Source organism: Citricoccus sp. SGAir0253, assembly GCF_005877055.1.
GTDB lineage: Bacteria > Actinomycetota > Actinomycetes > Actinomycetales > Micrococcaceae > Citricoccus.
The window spans coordinates 615,113-635,975 of the sequence record NZ_CP039424.1; the positions used below are offsets into that span (position 1 = coordinate 615,113).

The 20,863-nt window shown below is 74.3% G+C and carries 15 protein-coding genes and 1 tRNA gene; 9 read left to right on the forward strand and 7 right to left on the reverse strand.

The features are described from left to right. The first annotated feature begins 333 nt into the window (after positions 1 to 333). From E7744_RS02795 to E7744_RS02810, 4 genes are all read left to right on the forward strand, one after another. On the forward strand, positions 334 to 2,415 hold the full coding sequence (locus tag E7744_RS02795; protein WP_137772811.1) for an NHL domain-containing thioredoxin family protein: 2,082 nt from the start codon (positions 334 to 336) through the stop codon (positions 2,413 to 2,415). 41 nt (positions 2,416 to 2,456) lie between these two features. Next, positions 2,457 to 2,933 carry a flavodoxin domain-containing protein gene (locus E7744_RS02800; protein WP_137772812.1) on the forward strand — a complete coding sequence of 159 codons (477 nt, stop codon included), beginning with the start codon at positions 2,457 to 2,459 and terminating at the stop codon, positions 2,931 to 2,933. A 412-nt stretch (positions 2,934 to 3,345) separates the two neighbouring features. Further along, complete coding sequence (locus E7744_RS02805) at positions 3,346 to 5,427, forward strand: BCCT family transporter (RefSeq protein WP_137772813.1); 2,082 nt, start codon at positions 3,346 to 3,348, stop codon at positions 5,425 to 5,427. A 91-nt stretch (positions 5,428 to 5,518) separates the two neighbouring features. Further along, complete coding sequence (locus E7744_RS02810) at positions 5,519 to 8,032, forward strand: FAD-dependent oxidoreductase (RefSeq protein WP_168199840.1); 2,514 nt, start codon at positions 5,519 to 5,521, stop codon at positions 8,030 to 8,032. A 105-nt stretch (positions 8,033 to 8,137) separates the two neighbouring features. On the opposite strand, the gene E7744_RS02815 is transcribed toward E7744_RS02810, so the two are convergent. The 4 genes from E7744_RS02815 to E7744_RS02835 form a co-directional block, all read right to left on the reverse strand. After that, positions 8,138 to 8,962, reverse strand: a complete 825-nt coding sequence (locus E7744_RS02815) for an IclR family transcriptional regulator (protein ID WP_137772815.1) — start codon at positions 8,960 to 8,962, stop codon at positions 8,138 to 8,140. Positions 8,963 to 9,132: 170 nt separating this feature from the next. Next, a complete protein-coding gene (locus tag E7744_RS15720; RefSeq protein ID WP_168199732.1) occupies positions 9,133 to 10,230 on the reverse strand; it encodes a hypothetical protein in 1,098 nt (365 codons plus the stop codon). Between the two features lie 68 nt (positions 10,231 to 10,298). Then, the gene (locus E7744_RS02830; protein ID WP_137772816.1) at positions 10,299 to 11,324 is read right to left on the reverse strand and encodes an AEC family transporter; all 1,026 of its coding nucleotides are present in this window, start codon (positions 11,322 to 11,324) and stop codon (positions 10,299 to 10,301) included. Positions 11,325 to 11,365: 41 nt separating this feature from the next. Next, a tRNA-Gly gene (locus E7744_RS02835) sits at positions 11,366 to 11,436 on the reverse strand. A gap of 396 nt (positions 11,437 to 11,832) precedes the next feature. Between E7744_RS02835 and E7744_RS02840 the strand changes: the two genes are divergently transcribed. From E7744_RS02840 to E7744_RS02850, 3 genes are all read left to right on the forward strand, one after another. Further along, positions 11,833 to 13,380, forward strand: a complete 1,548-nt coding sequence (locus tag E7744_RS02840; RefSeq protein ID WP_137772817.1) for a TrkH family potassium uptake protein — start codon at positions 11,833 to 11,835, stop codon at positions 13,378 to 13,380. A 167-nt stretch (positions 13,381 to 13,547) separates the two neighbouring features. Continuing rightward, positions 13,548 to 15,098: an ATP-binding protein gene (locus tag E7744_RS02845; protein WP_168199733.1), complete on the forward strand. Its 1,551-nt coding sequence runs from the start codon at positions 13,548 to 13,550 to the stop codon at positions 15,096 to 15,098. After that, on the forward strand, positions 15,095 to 15,778 hold the full coding sequence (locus E7744_RS02850; RefSeq protein WP_137772819.1) for a response regulator: 684 nt from the start codon (positions 15,095 to 15,097) through the stop codon (positions 15,776 to 15,778). The genes E7744_RS02845 and E7744_RS02850 overlap by 4 nt, the downstream gene beginning before the upstream one ends. Before the next feature lie 15 nt (positions 15,779 to 15,793). Here the strand turns inward: E7744_RS02850 and E7744_RS02855 are convergent, their stop codons facing one another. Together E7744_RS02855 and E7744_RS02860 are read right to left on the reverse strand one after the other, a co-directional pair. Then, positions 15,794 to 17,032, reverse strand: coding sequence for a cation:proton antiporter (locus E7744_RS02855; RefSeq protein ID WP_137772820.1), 1,239 nt, complete (start codon positions 17,030 to 17,032; stop codon positions 15,794 to 15,796). Positions 17,033 to 17,045: 13 nt separating this feature from the next. Then, positions 17,046 to 17,525 (reverse strand): cation:proton antiporter regulatory subunit, encoded by a 480-nt coding sequence (locus E7744_RS02860; protein ID WP_137772821.1) that lies wholly within the window; start codon positions 17,523 to 17,525, stop codon positions 17,046 to 17,048. Positions 17,526 to 17,584: 59 nt separating this feature from the next. Here E7744_RS02860 and dcd point away from each other — a divergent pair, with 59 nt between their 5' ends. Further along, positions 17,585 to 18,166 carry a dCTP deaminase gene (dcd, locus tag E7744_RS02865; protein ID WP_137774807.1) on the forward strand — a complete coding sequence of 194 codons (582 nt, stop codon included), beginning with the start codon at positions 17,585 to 17,587 and terminating at the stop codon, positions 18,164 to 18,166. 114 nt (positions 18,167 to 18,280) lie between these two features. On the opposite strand, the gene E7744_RS02870 is transcribed toward dcd, so the two are convergent. Then, positions 18,281 to 19,243 (reverse strand): endonuclease domain-containing protein, encoded by a 963-nt coding sequence (locus E7744_RS02870; protein ID WP_137772822.1) that lies wholly within the window; start codon positions 19,241 to 19,243, stop codon positions 18,281 to 18,283. A 227-nt stretch (positions 19,244 to 19,470) separates the two neighbouring features. Between E7744_RS02870 and E7744_RS02875 the strand changes: the two genes are divergently transcribed. Further along, positions 19,471 to 20,799, forward strand: a complete 1,329-nt coding sequence (locus E7744_RS02875; RefSeq protein WP_137772823.1) for an MFS transporter — start codon at positions 19,471 to 19,473, stop codon at positions 20,797 to 20,799. Positions 20,800 to 20,863: the final 64 nt, after the last annotated feature.

Genomic DNA, 20,863 nt, shown 5'->3' on the forward strand with positions numbered 1-20,863 from the left:
CCGTTCCCTGTGAAAGGACTCCCCTGCGGGGCGTCTCGCGGCAAGGCACCACCCTTGCCGCTCGTAATAAGAGAGGGCCTTGCTTTAGGACGCGGAGACGCCGAGGGCCGGGAGGGACGGTAGGGACGGTTAGGACCCTCCCCTATTCCTTATGTAGAGGCAGCTCTCTTTCGTACAAAGAATGAGCGGGGTGGCCCGAACGCGCCCTACCGTCCCCTTACGGCCCTCGGAGGGCGTTGGAGCTCCTCCCGCGTCCCGGACCAACGGGTAAGGCAGCGTCTCGCGGAGTAGCACGGTCACAACCCGAGGTCGACGAGAAGGCACAATGTTTACATGGCTTCTCTCCAGCGTCCTCAGTCCCGCATCCGCGCCTCGGAGCTCGTCGGCCGAGCATGGCTCAACACTGGTGGCGAGGAACTCTCCCTGGAGTCGCTCCGGGGTCGTGTTTTGATCCTGGACTTCTGGTCCTTCTGCTGCATCAACTGCCTGCACGTCCTGGACGAGCTGCGCCCGCTCGAGGCCCAGTTCCACGACGTCCTGGTGACCGTCGGCGTGCACTCGCCGAAGTTCGACCACGAGGCGGACCCGGAGGCGCTCGCCGCCGCCGTGGAGCGCTACGACATCCAGCACCCCGTCCTCGACGACCCGCAGCTGACCACGTGGCAGGCCTACACGGCCCGCGCCTGGCCCACCCTCGTGGTCGTGGACCCGGAGGGGTACATCGCCGCCCACCTGTCCGGCGAGGGACACGTGGCCGGGCTGACCTCCCTCGTGGAGGAGCTCGTGGCCGAGCACGAGGCCAAGGGCACGCTGCACCGCGGGAACGGCCCCTACGTGCCCCCGGAGCCGGTCGCGCGGGACCTGAGGTTCCCCGGCAAGGCGATCGCCCTGGGCGCCCGCGGCACCGAGCCGGGGACCTTCCTCGTGGCGGACACCGGCCACCACCGGCTCGTGGAGCTCGGCGCGGACCTGGCCACCGTGGTGCGCACCGTGGGCGGGGTCGGCGCGGAGGCGGCCGGCTCGGACCACGACGGCGGCGCGGGCCCCGCCGCGACGCCCGGCACCCGGGGCCTGGCCGACGGCGGCCCCCGGGAGGCGCTGTTCAACGAGCCCCAGGGGCTGGCCCTGCTGCCCGAGGACGTCGCGGCCGCGGTGGGCTACGACGTGGTCGTGGCCGACTCCGTCAACCACCGGCTGCGCGGCGTCCGCCTGGCCGACGGCACCGTGACCACGGTGGCCGGCAACGGCGTGCAGCGGTTGATCGACCCCGAGCGCGCCCGCGCCGCGGCCGACCCGGATGCCGAGGAGACCGTCTCGCTCGAGCCCTTCGGCACCGACCCGCTGCAGACCTCGCTGTCCAGCCCGTGGGACGTGCTGTGGTCCACCGCCGAGGACACCCTCGTGGTGGCGATGGCCGGCACCCACCAGCTGTTCAGCTTCGACCCGCGCACCGGCGACCTGGCCGTCTACGCCGGCACCGGGCTGGAGGGCCTGGAGGACGGCGACCCGACCGTGGCCTGGTTCGCCCAGTCCTCCGGGCTGGCCGAGTCCGCCGACGGCACGCTCTGGGTCGCCGACTCGGAGTCCTCGGCGCTGCGCCGCGTCACCCCGGCCGGCCGTGACGCAGCGGAGGGCGCGCTGTCCCGCCGCGTGGAGTCCGCCGTCGGGACGGGGCTGTTCGACTTCGGCTTCCGCGACGGCGCCGCCGGGCAGGCCCGCTTCCAGCACCCCCTGGGCGTGGCCGCCCTGCCGGACGGCTCCGTCCTGGTGGCCGACACCTACAACGGGGCGATCCGCCGGTACGCGCCGGCCGGCGTCGCCGCCGACGGCCGCGAGACCGAGGCGGGCGTGTCCACCGTGGCGCGCGGGCTGAAGGAGCCCTCGGACGTGCTGTTCATCCCCGCCGGGCCGGAGGGCGGCGCCGCCTCGATCGTGGTGGTGGAGACCAACGCGCACCAGCTCGTGCGGCTGTCCGTGCCGGAGGAGTACCTGCAGGTGGATGAGGGTGCCCTCCAGACCCACCGGCCGCGCACCGCGGTGGCCGCCGGCGAGCTCGAGCTCACGGTCGCCTTCGAGGCCCCGACCGGCCAGAAGCTGGACGACCGCTGGGGCGATCCCACGCAGCTGAAGATCTCCTCCTCCCCGGAGGAGCTGCTGCTGGCGGGGGAGGGCACCTCCACCGGCCTGGCCCGGACGCTGCGGATCAACCCGGACGTGGCCGAGGGCGTCCTGCACATCACCGCGCGGGCCGCCTCCTGCGACGGCGAGAAGGGCCAGCCCATCCCGGACCACGCGGCCTGCCACCTGTACCAGCAGGACTGGGGCATCCCCGTCACGGTGCACGCCGGGGCGCCCGAGGACCCGCAGGTCGTCCCGGAGACCCGCCTGGACCTGGACCTGCGCGGGATACACTGACAGCGACCCGCACCCGAGAGACCCGAAGGCGGCCGTTCCCCATGACCACCCTGGTAGTTGCCTCGTCCAAGCACGGTTCCACCCGCGAGATCGGCGAGCGCATCGCCGACGTCCTGCGCACCAACAAGGGCGTGACCACCGTCGTCGAGGACACCGAGGACGCTCCCGGCTGGCTGGCCACGGTCGGCGCCGTGGTCGTGGCGCTGCCCGTCTACGGCGGCAGGCTGGACAAGGCCGGCAAGGCCTTCCTGGACTCGCGCCGGGCCGAGCTCGCGGACAAGTCGCTGTTCATCCTGGCCTCCGGGGCCGGCCCCGAGCTCGACCCGCGGCTGCGCGCCACCCTCGAGGCCTACGCGCCCAAGGAGCTCGGCTACTTCCGGGGCGCCCTCGTGGAGGAGCGCCTCAGCTGGTCCGAGAAGCTCGTGATCCGGCTCGCGAAGGGCCAGTACGGGGACTTCCGCGACTGGCCGGCGATCGAGGCCTGGGGCAAGTCCCTCGCCACGCGCGGCGCCAGCTGAGCCGCCCGCACCCCCAACGACCTCGACGCCCCGTCCCACCCGGCACTCCGGGAGGGACGGGGCGTTCGTCGTTCGCGGGCCGGCAGGGCCACCCCGGTCGCGGGACGTCCGGGCGCGACGCCCCTTGTGGGAGCGGCTCGAGTACCGCAGTGTGCAACGAGGAGCGGCATCCGGGATGGCCGTCCCTGCCGAAAGGAGTGCCGCGCACCTCTGCCACGTCTCTTGACAACCTCGTGTGAGGCCCGTCACTGTTGCTTAACGCGATACATGATGAGTATTGCGGAACCCCCACCGTGACGACCAGAGAGGTCCGACATGCACCGCGTCCGTCCCCTGAAGGACCTGCCGCCGGGCGATGCCCTCCGGCTGGACCGTTTCCCACCCCTTCCCGCCCTCCGGACCGGAGCCGCGGATGTCTGAGGTCACCTCCGTGCGCGAGGGCACGCATGACGAGGACCGTCCCCGCCGCCAGGACGGGGATCCCGCGCCGGGCACCGGCAGGCACGCGGCCCGGCCGGCGGTCCCCGACGTCGATCCGACGACCGATCCGGTGACCGATCCGGTGACCGATCCAGCGGCCGATCCGGCGGCCGTCCTCGATCGGGGCGCGCAGGAGGCGGCCCCGTCGACGGAGAGCCTGGCCATCCTGCAGGACCTGCGCCGCAGCACGATCAGCCAGCAGGTCTCCCACCGCTGGGCGCAGCGCCAGGGCTCCGGACTGGACCGCCTCGTGTTCGGCGTCGCCGGCGTGTTCGTGCTCGCCTTCATCGTGTGGGGCTTCGCCGGCCGGGACAACCTCGCCGAGGTCTCCACCGCGGCCCTGGGCTGGGTCATGGAGAACACGGGCTGGATCTTCATCGGCCTGGCGTCCTTGTTCGTCACCTTCATCCTCTGGGTGGCGCTCGGCCGTTTCGGCAACATCCCGCTCGGCCAGGACGGGGAGCGGACCGAGTACGGGACCGTCTCCTGGGTCTCCATGATGTTCGCGGCCGGCATGGGCATCGGCCTGATGTTCTACGGCGTGGCCGAGCCCCTCTACCACTACGTCTCGCCTCCGCCGGGCACCGCCGAGGGCCAGACGGCGGAGGCCATCCGGACGGCCATGGCCACCTCGCTGTTCCACTGGACCCTGTACCCGTGGGCCATGTACGCCGTGGTCGGCCTCGCCATCGCCTACGGCACGTACCGGTTGCGCCGCCGCCAGCTCATCTCCTCCGTGTTCACCTCCCTCTTCGGCACCCGCGCGGTGGACGGCGCGGCGGGACGGATCATCAACATCCTCGCCATCTTCGCCACCCTGTTCGGCACCGCCGCCTCCCTCGGGCTCGGTGCCCTGCAGATCGGCAGTGGCCTCAGCTCCACCGGCTGGGTGGGCGAGCCCGGCACCCCGCTCCTCGTGGTGATCGTGGCCGTGCTGACCGCCTGCTTCGTCGCCTCCGCGGTCTCGGGCATCAGCCGGGGCATCCAGTGGCTGTCCAACATCAACATGGTCCTGGCCGTGGTCCTCGCGCTGATCGTGTTCGTCGGCGGCCCCACCCTGTTCATCCTCAACCTGGTCCCGGCCGCGATCGGCGACTTCGTCGCGGACCTGCCGGAGATGGCCGCCCGCACGGAGGCCACGGGGGACGAGGCGCTGCGCGCGTGGATGTCCTCCTGGACGATCTTCTACTGGGCCTGGTGGGTGTCCTGGACGCCCTTCGTGGGCATGTTCATCGCCAAGATCAGCCGGGGCCGCACCATCCGCCAGTTCGTCATCGGCGTCCTGCTCGTCCCCGGCGTGGTGAGCCTGTTCTGGTTCTGCATCTTCGGTGGCGCCGCGATCAACACGCAGGCCGCGGACCGCGCGGCGGGCGACGACTCCGGGCTGGCCCGCGTGGTGGACGGGGCGCCGACGTTCTCCACGGAGGGCGCCCTGTTCGACCTGCTGGGCGCGCTGCCCCTCGGTCCGGTCCTCTCGGCGGTCGTGGCCGTGCTGGCCATGGTGCTCGTCGGCATCTTCTTCGTCACCGGCGCCGACTCCGCCTCGCTCGTCATGGGCTCCCTGAGCTCGAAGGGGGCCGAGCACCCGCGGCGCCCCGTGGTGATCTTCTGGGGCGTGCTGACGGGAGCCGTGGCGGCCGTGATGCTCATGGCCGGCGGGGACGAGCCGGCGGAGGCCCTCAGCGGCCTGCAGCGGATCACCATCGTGGCCGCCCTGCCGTTCGTGCTGGTGATGCTCCTGATGTGCATCGCCCTGGTCAAGGACCTGCGCAACGACCCGTTGGTGCTGCGCCGGCGGCTGGCCGAGAGCGTGGTCGCCGACGCGATCCGCACGGGCGTGGACGAGCACCAGGGCGGGCTGTTCAAGCTCGTCACCGAGCACGACTGCCCGGACGGGGACTGCGACTCCCACCCGGACGGGCAGGGAACCGCCCCCGCGGACGGGCGGGGAACCGCCCCCGCGGACGGGCGGGGAACCGCCCCGGCGGACGGGCGGGGACCCGCCCGCCCGTGACCGCCGACCGGGGGGAGGGGACCTGCGCGTCCCCTCCCCCCGTCCCAGACCACACCCTCCCGGCGGGCGGCCCGCCGGACACCGAAAGGCCATCATGATCACTCCACGCGTCGTCATCATCGGGGCAGGAATCGTCGGGGCGAACCTGGCGGACGAGCTCACCGAGCGCGGCTGGACGGACGTCACCGTCCTGGACCAGGGACCCATCCCGCTGACGGGCGGTTCCACCTCCCACGCCCCGGGCCTCGTGTTCCAGACCAGTCCCTCGCGGACCATGGCGCGGCTGGCCGCCTACACGGGCGAGAAGCTGGCCTCGCTGACCCGGGGCACGGCCCGCGCCTTCAACGCCGTGGGCGGGCTGGAGGTCGCCCTGACCGAGGAGCGGCTCGCGGAACTGCACCGCCGGTGCAACCTCTCCACCGCGTGGGGTATCGAGTCCTGCGTGGTGGACGCCGCCGAGGCGAAGGCCCTGCACCCGCTGATCGACGAGGACCGCGTCCTGGGTGCGCTCTACCAGCCGCAGGACGGCCTGGCCTCGTCCCTGCTGGCCGTCGAGCTGCTGCGGGAGCGGACCGAGTCCCGCGGGGCCCGCTTCCTGGGGGGCGTCCGGGTGACCGGGGTGGAGCGCGACGGCGGCCGGGTCACCGGCGTGCGCAGCGGGGACACGGTCTTCCCCGCGGACATCGTCGTGAGCGCGGCCGGGTTCTGGGGTCCCCAGGTCGGCGAGCTGATGGGCATGGACGTGCCGCTCGTGCCGCTGGCGCACCAGTACGCCTTCACCGAGGAGGTCCCCGGCCTGTCCGGCGAGCCCGAGGAGTCGGTGGGCACCGGGAACAACGCGCGGCTGCCAATCCTGCGCCACCAGGGGGAGGGGCTGTACTACCGCCAGGTCGGGCCCCGCCTCGGCATCGGCTCCTACGCCCACCGCCCCATGCCCGTGGGCTACGACGAGCTGCCCGCGCACGAGGGCCCGGGCCGGGGCGGCATGCCGTCAATGCTGCCCTTCACCCCGGAGGACTTCGAGCGGCCGTGGCGCGCCACCCAGGAGCTGCTGCCGGCGCTGCGGGACGTCCGGGTGCGCGACGGGTTCAACGGCATCTTCTCCTTCACCCCGGACGGCGGCTCGCTCGTGGGGGAGTCGAAGGACCTGCGGGGCTTCTACGTGGCCGAGGCCGTGTGGGTCACCCACTCGGCCGGCGTGGCCCGGTGCGTGGCCGAGATGCTCGTGGAGGGCCGGTCCTCCACGGACGTGCGCGAGCTGGACATCGCGCGGTTCGAGAGGGTCCAGCTGGAGCCGGGGTACGTGCTGGAGACCTCGCAGCAGAGCTTCGTGGAGGTCTACGACATCAAGCACCCGCTCGAGCCGCGGCAGTCCCCCCGCGACCTGCGCCTGGCCCCGTTCCACGAGCGCCAGGTGGAGCTGGGGGCGTTCTTCCTCGAGTCGGCCGGCTGGGAGCGGCCGCACTGGTACGAGGCCAACCGGCCGCTGCTGGACCAGTTGCCGGCGGAGTGGCTGCCGCCGGCCCGGGACGGCTGGGCGAGCCGCTACGACTCGCCCATCTCGGCCGCCGAGGCCCATGCCACCCGGACCAACGTGGCGCTGTACGACATGACCCCGCTCAAGCGCCTCGAGGTGTTCGGACCCGGCGCCCCGGGCCTGCTGCAGGGGCTGGCCACCGGCAACCTGGACAAGAAGCCCGGGGCCGTGACCTACACCCTGCTGGTGGACGGGGGCGGGGGCATCCTCAGCGACCTCACCGTCGCCCGCGGCGGCCAGGAGCTGTTCCAGGTCGGGGCGAACGGCGGGATCGATGCCGCGTACATCGCCCGGCGCGCCCGGGAGTGGAACGAGGAGCACCCGCAGGCCCCGGTCAGCGTGGAGGACACCACGGACACCACCTGCTGCATCGGCGTCTGGGGTCCCCGGGCCCGGGATCTGGTCCAGCCGCTGACGGACGTGGACCTGTCCAACGACGGCCTGCGGTACTTCCGCATGGCCACCGGCACGATCGCCGGGATCCCGGTCCGCCTGATGCGGCTGTCCTACGTGGGCGAGCTCGGCTGGGAGGTCTACGCCGACGCCGCGGACGGGCTCGCCCTGTGGGACGCCCTGTGGGCGGCCGGGCAGGACCTGGGGGTGATCGCCGCCGGGCGCGGGGCGTTCAACAGCCTGCGCCTGGAGAAGGGCTACCGGTCCTGGGGGACGGACATGGACACGGAGCACGACCCGTTCCAGGCCGGCCTCGGGTTCGCCGTCCGCCGGGACAAGGAGGACTACGTGGGCCGCGAGGCGGTGGAGCGGCGCCGCGAGGAGACGGGCCGGCCCCGCCTGCGGTGCCTGACGGTCGACGACGGCACCACGGTCCTGATGGGCAAGGAGCCCGTGTTCGTGGACGGCCGCCCGGCGGGGTACACCACCAGCGCGGCCTACGGGTACACCGTGCACCGCCCCGTGGCGTACGCCTGGCTGCCGGCCTCGGTGGCCGAGGGCGACACCGTCCAGGTGCGGTACTTCGACCGGCTCGTCGACGCGACGGTGGCCGCCGAGCCTCTCGTGGACCCCGAGATGGCGAGGATCAAGGGCGAGGGCGCCGTCGTCGGCTGACCGGTCAGCCCCTCCCTCGGTACGCCAGGACGGCCCGTCCCCAGGGGGCGGGCCGTCCGTCCGCGGGGGACGGGTTCAGGGCGCCGCCCGCCACGGGCCCCGGGCTCAGGGCGCCGAGTAGCCCATCCGCCAGGACAGGTCCAGCCCGGCCTGCTGGAGCGTCTCGAGCAGCTCGGGCCGGTCGCGCGGGGAGAACCGGAACCCCGGACCGGAGACGCTGAGGCTGGCGATGACGTGGCCGAGGTGGTCGCGGACGGGGACCGCGACGGCGCAGAGGCCGATCTCGTACTCCTCGTCCGTGAAGGCCAGCCCCGTCCGGGCGACCTCCAGCAGCTGGGTCTCGAGGGCGGTCCGGGAGGTGATGGTCTGGGAGGTGAACCGGGGCAGCCGGGTCTTCTTGAGCACCTTCTGGCGCTCCTCGGTCGGCAGTCCGGCGAGCAGGACCTTGCCGCTGGCCGTGGCGTGCAGCGGGGTGAGGCTGCCGATCCAGTCCTGGCTGGCCAGGGTGGCCGGCCCGAGCGCCTGGTCCACGTTGACCGCGTAGCCCGAGCGCAGCACGGCCAGGTTCGCCGTCTCGCGGAACGTGGTGGCCAGGTCCCGCAGGATCGGGCCGCCCTCCTGCACGAGGTTGAGCCGGCCGGGGATCGAGGCGGCCAGCCGGAGGATGCCGAAGCCGAGCTGGTACTTGCCGCGGTCGTGGTCCTGCTGGACCAGCCCGCGGTGCACGAGGGCGGCGAGCAGCCGCGAGGCGGTCGACTTGTGGATCCCGAGCTCGTCGGCGATCTCGCTGACGCCCGCCCGCCCCTCGCGGGAGAGGATCTCCATCACGGAGATGGCCCGGTCCACGGACTGCACGCCCCCCTGGCCCGGGGCCTCGGCCTCCTCGGCCGCCGCGTCCGGTCCTCCGTTGCCCTCGGCGAGCGTCGCCATCCGGTTGCCTCCCTGCCCTCGTCCTCCGCGGGTCCCCGCCGGTCCCGCCGCAGCGCGACGCCGGCCGGTGCTGTCCATCCTGTCCGAAAGACGGGTGCGGCGCGAGTCGGCCCGGTCCGGGGCCCGGGCGGGGTGCCTCCGGGAATCCCGCGGCCGGTGTCCCGACGGCGTCAGCGCCAGGCCGGCGTGTAGCGCAGCGACTCGGGGGTCACCTGCAGGTCGCCCTCGAGCCGGAGGTCCTCGACGTGCTCGACCGGGCGCTGCTCGCCGGAGACGAGGTCGATCTCCTGCAGCTCGAGCCGGGCCCGGGTCTCCACGGGAGCGGCCACCGTGAGGTCGCGGTCCTCGCCCGCGCCGCCGCCCGCGGACCCGCCGGCCGCCTGGGCCAGCGGCAGCAGCCGCACGGCGGGGTCCCAGGCCACGGACCAGTCGATCGACTCCGGCGGGACGCGGTTCGAGGTCTGGTAGCCCATGGGGCAGCCGGTCGGGTTGAGGACCTCCTGCTCGGTGCAGCCGGCCAGGTACGCGTCCAGTTGCCGGTTGGCCTCCGCGGTGGCCTCCTCCGTGTACTCCACGGCCAGTTCCACGGGCACCGGCTCGCCGGCCGCCGCGCCCGGCCCCGCGCCGTCCAGGACGGTGCGCACCGGGGCGGCCCGCAGGTAGGTGCCCGCCGCCGCCGTGTCCACCACGGCGGGCGGCAGCACGGCGAGCTCTCGCGCCGGGACGCCCTCTCCGGCGAGGGGCACCTCCGCCCCGTTGACGGTGGCGGCCAGCCCGTGCCCCGCGGCCTCGCCCGGCCACGGGGCCGGCTCCACGCGCACCGCCTGCAGCCCCACCCCGGTCATCCGCCAGCGGTCGAAGAACAGCCAGTCCCGGCCCGTGCGCTCCACGGTGAACACGGTGGAGTGCTCGCGACCGTCCACCGCGTAGGAGACCTCCACCGGCACGCGGTCCCCGGAGCGCTCGCCCTGCCGGACGGTGACCTCGCCCAGGGCGGCGCGGCCCGCGGCCAGCGGTGCCCCGTCGAGCAGCGTGGTGGCGGTGCCCTCCGGCAGCGCGGTGCCGGCCCCGGCCAGGGCGAGGGCGGTGCCGCCGTCGCCGGCCTCCAGGGCCTCCAGGTAGCGCTCCACCGGGGCCTCGGGGGAGTAGACGGTCGCGTTCACGGCGCCGATCGCCACGCCGCCGGCCACCAGCACGACGGCGGCCGCCCCGCCCCAGGGGGCGAGGATGCGGCCGGGGCGCGGGGGAACGGAGCGTCGATCTGCCATGACCAGCATCCTAGGGGCGGTGGCGTGCCCGCCCGGGTCATCGGTCAGGTCATCGGCCAGGTCACCCGTCAGGTCATCAGCAGGGCGACGGCGATCATGGCGGGGATTGCCACCACGGTCGTCACCAGGACGGTGTCCTTGGCCGTGACCACCCCGGTCTCGTAGCGCGAGGCGGACACGAACACGTTCTGCGCGGTCGGCAGCGAGCCGAGCACCACCGCCGTGAGCAGGTCCCGTCCCTCCAGGCCCAGCACGGGGCCCGCGACCAGCCAGGCGAGCGCCGGGTGCACCACGAGCTTGACGGCCGAGGCCACCGCCACGTCGGCGCGCCGGCCCGCGGCGCGCTCGAGCGGCCGCGAGCCCACGAGGGACATGCCGAAGGCCAGCAGCATCGCCGGGATCGAGGCGCCGGCGATGAGGGACACCGACTCCGCGACCGGACCGGGCAGCCGCCAGCCGGTGGCCGAGAACACCAGGCCGAGCACCGAGCCGATGATCATCGGGTTCATCGCGATGTGCCCGGCCTGCCGCCAGGCCCGGGCCCACCGCCCGAGGGGACGGACCGGGCCGGGGGGACGGCCGGCGTCGTGCCCCCGCCCGGGGCCCCTCCCGCCCGCCGAGCCCTCACGGCGGGCCCGGGCCTCGGCGGCGGTGGCCGTGTCCAGGGCGGCGACGTAGAGCGGGGTGTAGATCGCCAGCTGGAAGATCAGCACGGGTGCGGCCAGCGCCGCGTCGCCCAGCACGTAGGCGGCGATGGGGATGCCCAGGTTGGCGGAGTTGACGAGGGAGGCGCTCAGGGCGCCCATGATGGTCTCGGAGGCGCTGCGGCGCGGCAGCAGCAGGCGCGCGACCAGCAGGTAGAGCGCGGCGGCGGCGAGCGCGGAGACCGTGGCCACGAGGAGCTGCGGGCCCAGGACGGCCTCGACGTCCGCGGCGGAGAGAGTCTCGAAGAGCAGGGCGGGGCTGGCCACGAAGAAGGCGGTGCGGGAGAGCACGTGCTGGCCGTGCGGGCCGAGGACGCCGGAGCGCCCGGTGAGGTAGCCGACGAGGATGATCACCCAGATGACGGTGAAGCCGGACAGGACCTCGACCACCGGCGGCCCCCTCCCGTCCGGAGGGCCCCGGACACCACGAGAGCGGGCGACGGGAATCGAACCCGCGTATCTTGCTTGGGAAGCAAGCGCTCTACCATTGAGCTACGCCCGCAGGGCCGTGTCGTGGACCGGCCGTGTGCGCTCCAGCTTACACGCTCCGCCGCGTGCCCCGTGCCACGCCCGCCGGGGGCCGCGTGTCGCGCCGGGTGCCGGCGGGGTGGGGGCCGGTCCGGGAGGGCCCGCGGTCCGGCCGGGGACCCGCGGAGACCCGCGGGACCCGGCGAGAGGCCCGCGGGACCCGGCGGGAGGCCGCCAGGGGCCGTCGGGTCGTGGCCGGAGCCGTGAAGCGGACGTCAAGATCCAGCCCCGGGGCATTAAGCCGGCGTTAAGGAGCGACCCGGCCCGGGCGGGCACGGGATGTGCTGGGAGACGTCCGGCGGTCGCCGGGGGCTCCGTCGCGCGCGCCGGGACCGCGCCGACGACCGCACCGCCCGAGGAGAGGCGTCCCATGTCCGTCACCGACAGGCCCGGTCCGCAGCCGTCCCCGCGCACCGCCGGGGCGGCCCGCCCGACCGCCGTCGGCCGCCCATCCACCGTCGGGCGGGACGGCACGGCCCGGCGAGGACCGGGGGGCGCGCGCGTCCGCGCGGGCGGCCGGTCCTGGGCGCGGCGCCCGGGCCCGCGCCCCGGGGCCCCGTGGCACCAGGGTGCGCTCGCCCGGGTGCGGGACCCGTTCCTGGAGAACCCCGTCCGCCTCGTGCCCGTCGGATTCCTGCTGGCGATCCTGATCGGCACGGCGCTGCTGTCCCTGCCGGTCTCGCGGACGGACCCGGGCGGCGGGGCACTGCTGCCCGCCCTGTTCACCTCCGTGTCCGCCGTGTGCGTCACCGGGCTGGCCACCGTGGACACCGCCACGTTCTGGACGCCCTTCGGCCAGGGCGTGGTCCTCGCGCTCGTTCAGGTCGGGGGGTTCGGCATCATGACCCTCAGCACGCTGCTGGCCCTGCTCGTGCGCAAGCGGCTGGGCCTGTGGACCCAGCTCGTCGCGGCCTCCGAGACCCAGGCGCTGAACCTGGGGGACGTCCGGCGCGTGCTGGTGCGGGTCGCGCAGATCATGCTCGGCGTCGAGCTCGTGGTCGCGGTGGTGCTCACCCTGCGCTTCTGGATCGCCTACGACCACGGCCCCGGACGGGCGGCGTGGCACGGGGTCTTCCACGCCGTCTCCGCGTTCAACAACGCCGGGTTCGCGGTGTACGGCGACAACCTCGTCGGCTTCGTGGCCGACCCCTGGATCATCATCCCGATCTGCGCCGCCGTGGTCCTCGGCGGACTGGGCTTCCCGGTGGTCATCGAGCTCCTGCGCGGTCCGAAGATGGACAAGGCCTGGGCGGTGCACACGCGCCTGACGGTGTACGGCTCCCTCGGGCTGTTCGTGCTCGGGTTCGTGGTGCTGGGCGCCTTCGAGTGGAACCGGCCCGAGACCCTGGGCGGGCTGGGACCGGGCGGGCGGCTGCTGGGCGCGCTCGGGCTGACGGTCTTCCCGCGCACCGCGGGATTCAACAGCATCGACTACGGTGCCGCGGCCCCGGAGACCCTCGTGGTGACCAACGTGCTGATGTTCATCGGCGGCGGCAGCGCCGGCACCGCGGGCGGGATCAAGGTCACCACCTTCCTCGTGCTCGCCTTCGCCATCTGGAACGAGGTCCGCGGCCACGACCAGGTCACCGTGGGCCCGCGCTCCATCAGCTCCTCCGTCCAGCGCCAGGCCCTGTCCGTGGCCCTGCTCGGGATGGCCTCCGTGACCCTGGGCACCATCCTGCTGCTCGTGCTGACCGACCACGGCCTGGAGCAGGTGGCGTTCGAGGCCGTCTCCGCCTTCGCCACGGTGGGCCTGTCCACGGGCATCACGGGCCACCTGCCGGCGGCGGCCCAGGCGGTGCTCATGGCGCTCATGTTCATCGGCCGCGTCGGGGTCACCACGGTGGCCGTGGCCATCGCCCTCAAGACCCGGCCGCGGCGCTATCGGCTGCCCGAGGAGCGGCCCATCATCGGATGACCGGCGTGGTCGGCACACCCCCGCGCGCGCCGGCCGGGGCACCGGTCCCCGGACCCGGGGCCTTCCCCGGCCCGACGACGGCCGCGCCGGGGCACGGCACGGTATCCTCGCCGTCGTATCCCCGGACGGCGGACCGGCCGGGCCCGGGCGACGTGTGGAGGAGCACCATGGCGGCTGGCAGCGCACCGGTGGGCCGCCGTCGGCGGGCGCAGCGGCTGGGGCGGGGCCGGCGGGTGGGGGGCTGGGCCCTCGCCGTGGCCGCCCCGGCGCTGCTGACGGCGGCGTTCCTGCCGGCCGGGCAGGGGCCCGCGGCCACCACGCTGAACTTCCTGTGCCACCTCACCGGTGTCGTGTTCGTGGCGCTGGTCGGCGGGTGGTGGCCCGCCGTGACGGCCGCCCTGCTGGGCACGCTCGCGCTGAACTGGTTCTTCACCCCGCCCACGGGGCAGTGGCACATCCACGAGCCGCTCAACGTCGCCGCGCTCGGGCTGTTCCTGCTGGTGGCGGCCGGCGTGGCCCGCGTGGTGGACATCGAGGCCCGGCGCACGGCCGAGGCGCAGCGGGCCCGCCGGCAGGCGGACGTGCTCTCGGACCTGGCCGGCAGCGTGATCCGGGAGGAGCTCGGCGTCACCGCGCTGCTGGAGCGGCTGTGCACCACGTGCGACCTGGCGGGGGTGGCCCTGGCGGCCCGGGCGGCGGGGCGTGCGGACGGGAGCGCGGAGGGGAGCCCGGCGGGGCGTGCGGACGGGGGAGCCGACGGCGGCCCGGGCGGTGGCGCGGAGGGTGCCGGCGGCGTGGCGGAGGCTGCCGGGGCCGGGGCGGTGCTGGCCAGCGCGGGCGAGCGCCTCCCGGACGCCCGTCACTGCGACCGGGTCCTCACCGTGGACGAGGACCACGTGCTGCTCGTCGACGGCGCCACGCCGGGGGCGGCGGACCAGGGGGTGCTCGAGGCCTTCGCCAGCCGCATCGCCGTGGTCCTGCAGCAGCGCCAGCTCGCCGAGGCCCGGTGGCGGGCCGAGGAGCTCGCCGCCGCCAACGCCATCCGCACCGCGCTGCTCGCCGCCGTCTCCCACGACCTGCGCACCCCGCTGGCCGGCATCAAGGCCTCCGTGTCCAGCCTCCGGCTGCGGGACGTGGTGCTCAGCCCGGAGGACACCGCGGAGCTGCTGGCGACCATCGAGGAGTCGGCGGACCGGCTCAGCGAGCGGGTGGAGGACCTGCTGAGCATGGGCCGGATCCAGGCCGGCGACCTCGTGGTGCACCGCACCCCGCTCGAGGTCGAGGACCTGCTCTCCGCCGCCGTCCACGACCTCGGCGCCCACCCGGGCCGCTCGCGCGTGCGGGTGGAGGTCGTGCCCGGGTGCCCGGCCGTCGTCGGGGACAACGGACTGGCGGTGCGCGTGCTGGCCAACCTCGTGGAGAACGCGCTGAAGCACGGGGGCACCGGACCGGTGCTCGTGCAGGCCGTGCCCGGGCCCGGCGGGGTCCAGCTGCGGGTGATCGACCACGGGCCGGGCGTGCCCGGGCCGGACCGGGAGCGGATCTTCCGCCCGTTCCAGCGGCTCGGGGACCGAGACCCGTCCACCGGCCTGGGCCTCGGGCTGGCCGTGGCACGGGGCCTGGCGGAGGGGATGGGCGGGACCGTCCACGCCGCGGACACCCCCGGCGGGGGCACCACCATGGTGCTCACGCTGCCGAGCGCGGAGGAGGCCGCATGAACCCGAGCGTGCTGGTCGTCGAGGACGACCCGCAGATCGCCCGCGCGCTGCTGGTGAACCTGCGCGCCCGCGGCTACCGCACCCACCGGGCCGCCACGGGGCGCCAGGCGCTCCAGCTGGCCGCCGACGAGCACCCGGACGTGGTCCTGCTGGACCTGGGCCTGCCGGACCTCGAGGGCGGCGACGTCATCGACGGGATCCGGGGCTGGTCCTCCGTGCCGATCATCGTGGTCTCGGCCCGGCACGAGTCCCAGTCCAAGGTCGACGCCCTGGACCGCGGGGCGGACGACTTCGTCACCAAGCCCTTCGCCATGGACGAGCTGCTCGCGCGGCTCCGGGCCGCGCTGCGGCGGGCCCAACCCGGGCCGGGGGAGCCGGTGGTGGAGACCTCCGACGGCCGCGTGCGGATCGACCTGGCCCATCGCGCCGTCACGGTCGCCGGCGAGCCGGCGCGGCTGACCCGCCTGGAGTGGCGGCTGCTGGAGGCGTTCGCCCGCAACCCGGACCGGCTGATCGGCCGCTCCGAGCTGCTCACGAGCGTGTGGGGTCCCGGCTACGGGGACGAGGCGAACTACCTGCGGGTCTACGTCTCGCAGTTGCGCGCCAAGCTCGAGCCCGAGCCCTCCCATCCGCGGTACCTGCGCACCGAGCTGGGGATGGGCTACCGCTTCACCCCCTGAGGGGCGGTCCGGGGATCACGACGCCGGCCGGGCCTGGGGCGCGCGGGCCCGGCGCCGGGCGGCCGCCCGGCCGAGGCCGTCGGCGTAGCGCGTGAGCACCGGCCCGGCGATCGCCAGGGTCATGACGTACGCGGTGGCCAGGGCCGAGACGTCCGCGGCCATGGCCCCGGAGGCCACCGCCAGCCCGGCGATGACGATGGAGAACTCCCCGCGGATCGTCAGGGCGGCCCCGGCGCGCCAGCGGCCGGCGACGCCGATCCCCGCCGAGCGGGCCGCGAGGTAGCCCGTGAGGACCTTCGTCAGCGCGGTGGCGAGCGCCAGCAGCAGGGCCCAGCCGAGCACGGGCGGCAGCGTGCGCGGGTCCGTGTTCATGCCGAACAGGACGAAGAACAGGGCCGCGAACAGGTCCCGCAGCGGCTCGAGGAGGTCCCTCGCCGAGTGCGCCGTGGCCCCCGAGATCGCGATGCCCAGCAGGAAGGCGCCGACGCCGGCCGAGACCTGCAGGGCCCCGGCGACCCCCGCGACCAGCAGGGCCAGGCCGAGCACCTTGAGCAGGAACGTCTCCTGCTCGGGGGAGGCCACGAAGCGGGAGATCTGCGGTCCGAACCGCAGGGCCAGCAGCAGGACCACCGTGACCACGGTCAGCGCGATCCCCACGGCCTGGGCCCCCGCCGCCAGGGACACGCCCCCGAGGAACGCCGTCATCAGCGGCAGGTACAGGGCCATCGCCAGGTCCTCGAAGACCAGGATGGACAGGATCACCGGCGTCTCCCGGTTGCCGAGCCGGCCCAGGTCCCCGAGCACCTTGGCGATGATCCCGGAGGAGGAGATGTAGGTGATGCCGCCGAGGACCACGGCCCCGGTGGCGCCCCAGCCGAGCAGCAGCCCGGCCAGGACGCCGGGGGTGGCGTTCAGGACCAGGTCCAGCAGGCCGTCCCGCCAGGACCCGCGCAGCCCGGTGACCAGCTCGCGGGCCGAGTACTCCAGGCCCAGCATCAGCAGCAGCAGGACGACGCCGATCTCGCTGGCCAGGTGCGTGAACTCCCCGATGTCCTGGAAGGGGACCGCCTCGGCGTCCGCCGTCAGCGGGTTCATGTCCCGGCCGAAGAGGATGCCGCCGTAGCCGATGCCCAGTCCGCCGAGCAGGTACAGGGGGACGGGGGACATCCCGATGCGCGCGGCGAACCGCCCCAGCACCCCGAGCAGCAGCAGGATGGCGCCGAGCTCGACGAGGGCCAGGGCGGTCGTGGTCATGGGGCGGGAGGGGTCACAGCGAGAGGATCTCGGACGCCTTGCGCAGGCCCTCGCCGGTGCCCACGATGATCAGCACGTCGCCCTCCTCCAGCAGGAAGTCCGGTCCGGGGGAGGGGTGGGTGGTGCCGGCCCGGATCACGGCGACGATCGAGGCGCCGGTGCGGGTGCGCATCCGCGTGGCCCCCAGGCGCTCGCCCACGAAGGGGGAGTCCGAGGCGAGCACCATCTGCCGCGTGGAGATGCCCGGGACCTCGGCGTGCTCGTCCTCCAGCTGGGCGACGAGCTGGGGGGCGGAGAGCAGTGCCCCGAGGGACGCCGCCTCCTGGGGGGAGAGCGGCACGGTGGCCACGCACGCGTCGGGGTCCTCGAGGGAGGACACGATCAGCTCCGTGTTGCCGTCCCGGTGGGAGACGATCCCGATCCGGCGGCCGTCCCGCAGCTCGATCTCCTTGCGCGAGCCGATCCCCGGCAGCGGGGTCTCATGCACAGTCATGCGAGAAGCCTAGGCCGCGCACGGGCGGGGGTGCAGGAGCGGTGCGCTATCGTGTCCCCGTGCTGCTCTCCGACCGCGATATCCGCGCCGAACTCGACTCCGGGCGCGTGCGCCTGGACCCGTCCGCGCCGGAGATGGTCCAGCCCTCCAGCGTGGACGTGCGCCTGGACCGGTTCTTCCGGCTGTTCGACAACCACAAGTACGCGCACATCGACCCCTCCCAGCCGCAGGAGGAGCTCACGCGCCTCGTGGAGGTGGACCCGGACGAGGCGTTCATCCTCCACCCGGGCGAGTTCGTGCTCGGGGCCACGTACGAGCAGGTCACCCTCCCGGACGACATCGCCGCGCGCCTCGAGGGCAAGAGCTCCCTGGGCCGGCTCGGGCTGCTGACGCACTCCACCGCCGGGTTCATCGACCCGGGCTTCTCCGGGCACGTGACCCTCGAGCTGTCGAACATGGCGACCCTGCCGATCAAGCTGTGGCCCGGGTCCAAGATCGGCCAGCTGTGCTTCTTCCGGCTCTCCTCGCCGGCGGAGCACGCCTACGGCTCCGGTCCCTACCTCAACCGGTACCAGGGCCAGCGCGGGCCGACGGCCTCCCGCTCGCACCTGAACTACCACCGCACCATCATCGAGCGCTGACCCGCCGCCTGTTCCGTCCCTCCACGAGGCCGTGGCCACCCGTCAGTCGAGGGATTCCACGCCTTCCGGGGGTGCGGGATGGCGGAGGATCCCTCAACTGACGGAGGGTGGTCGTCACCGCCCGTGCTCGAGCCGCTCGCGGACACGGCGGACGAGCCGGACGAATCCCTGCCGGAGGTCCAGCCAGGTCAGGCGGATGACCGTCCAGCCGAGCTGCCGGAACCGGTCGTCACGGTAGGCATCGGCCGCTTGTTGCTGCGCCGTCCGATGGTGGCTCCCGTCGTACTGGATGGCCATCCGGAGGTCGCGGTACCCGAGGTCGGCCACGGGCGTGTAGGGATCGGCGGGGTCGGCCGGTACCTGCACCCCGGGCTCGGGCAGCCCGGCATCGACCAGCGCCAAGCGGGCGCGGGTCTCCGGAGGTGAGTCGGCGCCGACCCTCGCCCGCGCCAGGGCGGCACGTGCTCGGCCAACTCCCTTGACGGACCCCGCGCGCCCCAGGGGCTCGGCCAATCCCGTGGTGGTGTCCAGTCCGTCCACCCGGTGCCCCCGGACCCACGGGCGATTCACGATGGCATCGGCCAGCACCACGAGGTCGGAGTCGTCCAGGCGGGGGTCGGCGGCGAGGTCGACCCAGGTCCGCGCGGCGGTGGTCACGGGCACGCCAAGCAGCATCGTGCGATCCGGCGTCCCCAGGGGGCTGCGGTGGGCCACGATGCCCCGTCGTTGCGCGGGTCCCTTCCCATCGAACCGGGTCACGTGGATCCGGTGCTCTCGTTCCAGGGCGGCCGGGACCGGCAACCGCCAGCAGTGGGCGGCCGTGGCATGGGAGGCCACGCTCGCCGGGTAGGACCGCAGGAGGGCGGCCAGGGCGGCGGGACCGAGCCCGTGACCGGGCGCCGGCCGTCCTCGCGGCCAGCGCAGGTCGGCCTGCACGTGGGCGTAGAGCCCGAACCCGAGGGACACGACGTCGGGGGATTCCAGGCGGTACCCGGGGACCCCCAACGCCCTCGCCTCCGCGCGGGTGAAGGGCCGTTCGTGGAGGAGCCTGGGAAGCGGGGCGCGTCGGCGGGGCATGGACCCATGGTGGCGGCCTTCCGCGGCGCGCGGGCGTGGACGCGACTCGGCTGTGGACAACCGCGGACCATTTCCTGCTGCGTGATCAGGTGTGGGATCCGACGGTCATGGGGTCTCGGGAAGCCGTCGCCTCCGACGACTGGGCCGGGGCTGGGGCGGCGGGGGACACGGGGCCGGGCCGGGAGGCGTTCACCGGGGAGCGGCCCCGGGCCAGTACGATGCCCGGCATGAGCACCACGTCTGCCGTCCCGGGCCCGGGGCCCGCCACGCCGGCCGGACCGATCGAGCGGCGGCTGGACCGCCGGCACGTCACGGCCTGGGCCCTGTGGGACTGGGGCTCGGCCTCCTTCAACGCCGTGATGGTGACGTTCGTGTTCGCCACCTACCTCGCGTCCGACGCCTTCGACGTCCCGGGCAACGAGGCCCGCGGGACCCAGTGGCTGACCGCGGCCAACGCCGTCGGCGGGATCGTCATCGCCCTCACGGCGCCGGTGATCGGCCAGCGGTCCGACCGCGGCGGCCGCCGCCGGCTCTGGCTGGGGCTGAACACGGGCATGGTCATCGCGCTCACGGCCCTGTGCTTCCTGGTCCGGCCGCACGAGTCCTACCTGCTGCTGGGGGTCATCCTGCTCGCGGCCGGGAACGTCTTCTTCGAGTTCGCCGAGGTCAACTACAACGCGATGCTGCTGCAGGTGGCCACGCCGCGCACCATCGGCAGGGTCTCCGGCCTCGGCTGGGGGGCCGGCTACGTGGGCGGCATCCTCCTGCTGCTCGTGCTCTACGTCGGGTTCATCGCGGGGGACGCCCACTGGTTCGGCATCACCGAGGACGACGCCCTCAACATCCGCCTCGTGGCCCTGTTCGCCGCCGCCTGGTTCCTCGTCTTCGCGTTGCCGGTCCTGCTCGGCGTGCCTGAGCACCGGCCCACGGCCCCGGGCGCCCGCGCGAGCCTGCCGGAGTCCTACCGCCGTCTCGGCCGCACCATCCGGGGGCTGTGGCGCGAGGACCGGAACACCTTCTGGTTCCTCGTCTCCTCGGCCGTGTTCCGGGACGGCGTGGGGGCGGTCTTCACCTACGGGGCCATCCTGGGCGTCGCGGTCTACGGGGTGCCCCAGGCGGACATCCTCCTCTTCGGGATCGCCGCCAACGTGGTCGCCGCCGCGGGGTCCTTCCTCGGCGGCTGGATCGACGACCGCACCGGTCCCAAGCGGGTCATCCTGGCCTCGCTGCTGGGGTTGGTGGTCACCGGGGCGGTCATCTTCTTCCTCGACGGGACCACGGCCTTCTGGGTCTTCGGGCTGATGCTGTGCTTCTTCGTCGGTCCCGTGCAGTCGGCCTCGCGGTCCTTCCTCGGCCGGCTGGCCCCGGAGCAGCGCGCCGGGGAGCTCTACGGCCTCTACGCCACCACGGGGCGGGCCGTCTCCTTCCTGGCCCCCGCCCTCATCTCCGTGACGATGGCCCTGACCCACGACGAGCGGTTCATGGTGCCCGCGATCCTCGTGGTGCTGCTGCTGGGCATGGCCTTCCTCCTGAGGGTGCGCGACCCGGCCGCCTGAACCCGCCGCCGGGAGGGGAGGGTGCCCCGGCTCCGCCGCCGTGACCGGGGCCTCCGGTCCCCGC

Excerpts from the sequence above, each read along its gene's own strand:
- E7744_RS02795 (WP_137772811.1), top strand. The coding sequence starts at position 334 with ATGGCTTCTCTCCAGCGTCCTCAGTCCCGCATCCGCGCCTCGGAGCTC.
- E7744_RS02800 (WP_137772812.1), top strand. The coding sequence starts at position 2,457 with ATGACCACCCTGGTAGTTGCCTCGTCCAAGCACGGTTCCACCCGCGAG.
- E7744_RS02805 (WP_137772813.1), top strand. The coding sequence starts at position 3,346 with ATGTCTGAGGTCACCTCCGTGCGCGAGGGCACGCATGACGAGGACCGT.
- E7744_RS02815 (WP_137772815.1), bottom strand. The coding sequence starts at position 8,962 with ATGGCGACGCTCGCCGAGGGCAACGGAGGACCGGACGCGGCGGCCGAG.
- E7744_RS15720 (WP_168199732.1), bottom strand. The coding sequence starts at position 10,230 with ATGGCAGATCGACGCTCCGTTCCCCCGCGCCCCGGCCGCATCCTCGCC.
- E7744_RS02840 (WP_137772817.1), top strand. The coding sequence starts at position 11,833 with ATGTCCGTCACCGACAGGCCCGGTCCGCAGCCGTCCCCGCGCACCGCC.
- E7744_RS02845 (WP_168199733.1), top strand. The coding sequence starts at position 13,548 with ATGGCGGCTGGCAGCGCACCGGTGGGCCGCCGTCGGCGGGCGCAGCGG.
- E7744_RS02850 (WP_137772819.1), top strand. The coding sequence starts at position 15,095 with ATGAACCCGAGCGTGCTGGTCGTCGAGGACGACCCGCAGATCGCCCGC.
- E7744_RS02855 (WP_137772820.1), bottom strand. The coding sequence starts at position 17,032 with ATGACCACGACCGCCCTGGCCCTCGTCGAGCTCGGCGCCATCCTGCTG.
- E7744_RS02860 (WP_137772821.1), bottom strand. The coding sequence starts at position 17,525 with ATGACTGTGCATGAGACCCCGCTGCCGGGGATCGGCTCGCGCAAGGAG.
- E7744_RS02870 (WP_137772822.1), bottom strand. The coding sequence starts at position 19,243 with ATGCCCCGCCGACGCGCCCCGCTTCCCAGGCTCCTCCACGAACGGCCC.
- E7744_RS02875 (WP_137772823.1), top strand. The coding sequence starts at position 19,471 with ATGAGCACCACGTCTGCCGTCCCGGGCCCGGGGCCCGCCACGCCGGCC.